4 protein-coding genes are annotated in these 4,366 nt (G+C 35.9%); all 4 read left to right on the top strand.

Going from position 1 to position 4,366, the window contains the following annotated elements:
* Positions 1 to 235: 235 nt before the first annotated feature.
* The 4 genes from rny to ABZC96_RS08520 all read left to right on the top strand — a co-directional run bounded on the left by rny (position 236) and on the right by ABZC96_RS08520 (position 4,186).
* On the top strand, positions 236 to 1,762 hold the full coding sequence (gene rny, locus ABZC96_RS08535) for a ribonuclease Y (protein WP_373030459.1): 1,527 nt from the start codon (positions 236 to 238) through the stop codon (positions 1,760 to 1,762).
* A gap of 46 nt (positions 1,763 to 1,808) precedes the next feature.
* Complete coding sequence (locus ABZC96_RS08530) at positions 1,809 to 2,339, top strand: peptidylprolyl isomerase (RefSeq protein ID WP_373030457.1); 531 nt, start codon at positions 1,809 to 1,811, stop codon at positions 2,337 to 2,339.
* Positions 2,340 to 2,342: 3 nt separating this feature from the next.
* The gene (gene cmoB / locus ABZC96_RS08525; RefSeq protein ID WP_373030455.1) at positions 2,343 to 3,248 is read left to right on the top strand and encodes a tRNA 5-methoxyuridine(34)/uridine 5-oxyacetic acid(34) synthase CmoB; all 906 of its coding nucleotides are present in this window, start codon (positions 2,343 to 2,345) and stop codon (positions 3,246 to 3,248) included.
* Positions 3,249 to 3,526: 278 nt separating this feature from the next.
* Complete coding sequence (locus tag ABZC96_RS08520) at positions 3,527 to 4,186, top strand: winged helix-turn-helix domain-containing protein (RefSeq protein WP_373030454.1); 660 nt, start codon at positions 3,527 to 3,529, stop codon at positions 4,184 to 4,186.
* The last annotated feature ends 180 nt before the right edge of the window (positions 4,187 to 4,366 follow it).

Below are 4,366 nucleotides of genomic sequence, written 5' to 3'. Positions count from 1 at the left end.
TGGTAAAGGTATGTATGATAGATTTTTTGAAGAACAGAGTGAAAATATAAAAAAAACAGTTTTTGTAGCGCGTGAATTGTGTTACAGCAATGAGATCATAACAGATGAATATGATATAAAAGCAGACATGATTATAACCGCTTAGTAGGTTTTGCCAAAAGCAAAGCATGATGATCGAGTAACATATGGATTTTGTTCGTATTTTATGAGACATGTAATGACAGAAGGATAATTAATGTTAGGGATAATAGGAGTTTCCAGTTTAACTGGGATAGCTATAGGAGCAGGTATATGTTATATTTGGCTAAAAAATAGTACCAAAAACAGATTTTCATATATAGAATTGGAAGCTAAAGCCAAGGCTAAAGCGATAGAGAAAGAGACGGAACTTTTACTGAAATCTGCGCATGTAAGAATCAAAGAAGAAGAGTTAGAACAAGAGCGTGAATTTCAAAAACGTATTGCGAAGGTCAATGAACGTAATCGTACATTGATCTTGCAAACAAAAGAGTTTACGTTAAAAGAAGATGCTTTAAAACTTTTGGAAAAGAGAGTATTGGACAAAGAAATACAGTTAGAAAAACTTGAAAGAAAAAAGCAAGATGAAATCGCCAATACTATAGATAAAATGCAAAATATAGCTTCTTTGACAAAAGAGGAAGCAAAGGCATACATTTTAGAAAAAGTAGAAGAGCAGAGCCGTGCAGATGTTGCGGGTATCGTACGTAAATATGAACAAATGGCTAAAGATGAAGGGGAAAGAAAAGCCAATTATATTTTAGCACAGGCAACTACACGGTATGCCGGTGATTTTGCAGGGGAACGTCTCATTAACCTTGTAAATTTACCAAGTGATGAGCATAAAGGGCGCATCATCGGTAAAGAGGGTAGAAACATTAAGACACTGGAGATGCTCTTGGGCGTGGACATAGTCATAGATGAAACACCAGGTGTGATATTGGTAAGCAGTTTTAATCTTTATCGAAGAGCTATCGCAACCAGGGTTATAGAGATACTGGTAGAAGATGGACGGATACACCCTGGACGCATTGAGGAAGTACATGCAAAAGTAGAAGAAGAGTTTGAACAAAAAACTTTTGAAGAGGGTGAAAATATACTGATAGAATTAGGGCTTTTCCCTATGCATGAAGAACTTGTAAGACTTTTGGGTCGCATGAAATACAGAGCAAGTTATGGACAAAATGCGCTTGCACATACTTTGGAAGTCGCAAAACTTGCACGTGTTATGGCAGCAGAAATGGGTGGAGATGAAAAACTTGCACTTCGTGCAGGTCTTTTGCATGACATTGGTAAGGCACTGACACAAGATCTGGGTGGTTCACACGTAGATATAGGTGCTGATCTTTGTCGTAGACATGGAGAACATCCTTCTGTTATCAATGCCATCTATGCGCATCATGGGCACGAAGAACCAGATTCTGTAGAGAGTGCTGCAGTGTGTGCTGCAGACAAACTTTCTGCAGCAAGACCCGGAGCAAGAAGAGAAGTGCTTGAAAGCTTTACAAAACGTGTGAAAGAAGTGGAAGACATAGCCTTAAGTAAAGAGTATGTTAATCAAGCTTACGCGATTAATGCAGGCAGAGAGATACGTGTTTTTGTAAACGCAAATAAGATGAGTGATAACGAAGCCGTACTCCTAAGTAAAGAGATAGCAAAAGAAATACAAGAAAAAGTGCAATACCCAGGAGAGATAAAAGTGAATGTGATTCGTGAGACAAGAGCTGTGAATTATGCGAAATAAATTTTAAAATCGTTATAATATTGCTAATTTATTTAAAGGAAGAAGAATGAAAAAACTATTTTTAGGATTACTATTTTTAGGATTAAGTTTCCAGTTACAGGCGAAAGATACTGTTGTGGTACTTGAAACCAATGTAGGGAAGATAGAATTAAAGATGTATCCGGAAGTGGCACCACTTGCCGTGGAAAACTTTACGACACATGTTAAAAATGGTTACTACAATGGACTGATTTTCCATAGAGTGATCAAAGGATTTATGATCCAGGGTGGAGATCCTACAGGTACGGGTAGAGGCGGTGAGTCAATTTGGAAAAAAGATTTTAAAGATGAATTTGCACCTAATGTCGTTTTTGACAAACCATTTTTACTGGCAATGGCAAATAGGGGTCCTACAACAAATGGAAGTCAGTTTTTTATCACACTTGCACCAACGGGTTGGTTAAATGGTAAACATACTATTTTCGGAGAAGTGATTAAAGGGCAGGACGTAGCACGTAAGATAGAAAATGTATCGGTTTCCAGAGGTAGTAACAAACCATTATTTGATCAAGTCATTAAAAAAGCGTACATTAAATAATAGATGGATTTAAATACATTACGAGATGAGCGTAAGAAATGGCTTACGTGGAAAAATATAATTCCTTACCAAGAAGCTATTAAAGCGCTTAAAACGTATGAAGATGTTGAAGTTAAACTTGGAGATAGAGTAGAGGTCCAAATCAAGAACCTTAGTCCTCAAGATACCCAGCAGATAAAAGAGACGGCACTTCTGATGAAACCTTGGCGAAAAGGGCCGTTTCAAATCAATGATCTTTTTATCGACTCTGAATGGCAAAGTCAAATCAAATATAATCTCCTTGAACCACACTTTGATCTGAAAGACAAGGTCGTTGGGGACATAGGATGTAATAATGGTTATTACTTATTTCGTATGTTATCGCAAGCACCTAAGAAACTTATAGGATTTGATCCTTCTGCTATCTATTACTCACAGTTTCAGTTTATCAATCATTTTATTCAGTCTGACATTGTGTATGAACTTTTAGGTGTAGAACATGTAGAGTTCTATGAACATAAGTTTGATACACTTTTTTGTTTAGGTGTACTCTATCACAGGTCAGATCCTGTTGCGATGCTGAAATCACTCTTTAAAGGACTTAATAAAGGTGGTGAGCTCATTTTAGATACCTTTATGATAGATGGTGAAGGAGAGATGTGTTTGACACCTAGAGATCGCTATTCAAAGATACCAAATATCTATTTTGTTCCTACCGTCAGTGCTTTAAAGAACTGGTGTTTTAGGGCAGGTTTTGAAACTGTTGAAGTGTTAGAAACCATGAAAACAGAATCTAATGAACAAAGAAAGACAGAGTGGATAGACACACAAAGTCTTGAAGACTTTCTTGATCCAAATGATGACACAAAGACAGTCGAGGGATATCCTGCACCCAAAAGAGTCTATATAAAAGCAATAAAATCATTATAATTTCTAAGCGTAACCAGTTACGCGAGCATGCTGCTGAGGCAAACTTAGCGTTAGCGTAAGTTAGCATAGCTTTGCTCTTCTAACGGTCAATTAATCTTCTCCTGCACCCAAAAGAGTCTATATAAAAGCACTTAAATCATTATAATTTAATATAAATAGCCGAATACTTCAATTTACTTTTATTTTTAAATAAGGTTGATTTAGCTATAAATACGCTAATAAAAGAGAAAAGTGGACAAAATTTAAGTTTTGGCTATCTTTTTATTGATTGGAAAAGAATGAGAATACTAACAGTAGGTTTCAATGACGAATACGTTAAGGAACTTGAAAAAGAATTAGATAAATACTTTATTTGTATTGTTGATAATGCAAAAGATATGTATGATGCAACCAACTTTACAGACTTTAGACACTATGAACTAGTGGTGATCGTGGATGAGGGTGTAAAGTTTTCACTTGAACGTTATGTAAATGAAGTGAAAAAGAAAAAGAGTGAAACGAAGATAATGATACTCACTAATAATGTGAAAGCACAAGCTGGTTTCTTCTCTCTGGGTGTAGATGATGTGATCTATCAGCATTGCGAGTATCCGGATCTTATCGCTGCTAGAGTTTTGGCAAATATGAGACACCTTTTTGGTACACAGGTTAACATCGAAAAATTGGTTATTGACATTGCAAATAAAAAGATAGAATATGATGAGAAGATCGTTTCTCTTAATGGCAAAACATTTGATATCTTGGCATACCTTGCACTGCGTAAGCAACGTGTTTTTTCAAAAGATGAGATCATCAATGCACTTTGGGAAGAACCTGAGTATGTCAGTGATAATACTGTTGAGGTTGCTATCAATCAGATAAGAAAGAGATTGAAGAGTATCCTTGGATTTCAAGTAATCCATACTGTACGTAGACGTGGGTATAAATTCTCTTATTAATTTTTTATTGTTCCCATTATTTTGATGGGAACAAATCTTCCAATTTTATGTAATTTGTACATATCCTCCCTTATTTTAACTGTGATGTTGTTTCCCCTTTCCTTTTTTTCTCAAAGAGAGTGATGACTTTGTCACCGCTTCACTTCACAAGAGAAAAAATGAAACCAAAAAATCGTCATT

Origin of the sequence: Sulfurovum sp., assembly GCF_041551015.1 — a bacterium.
In the GTDB taxonomy this organism is placed as follows: Bacteria; Campylobacterota; Campylobacteria; order Campylobacterales; family Sulfurovaceae; genus Sulfurovum.
Note: the sequence above shows the minus strand (reverse complement) of the source record. Positions and strands in the feature narration are given on the sequence as shown.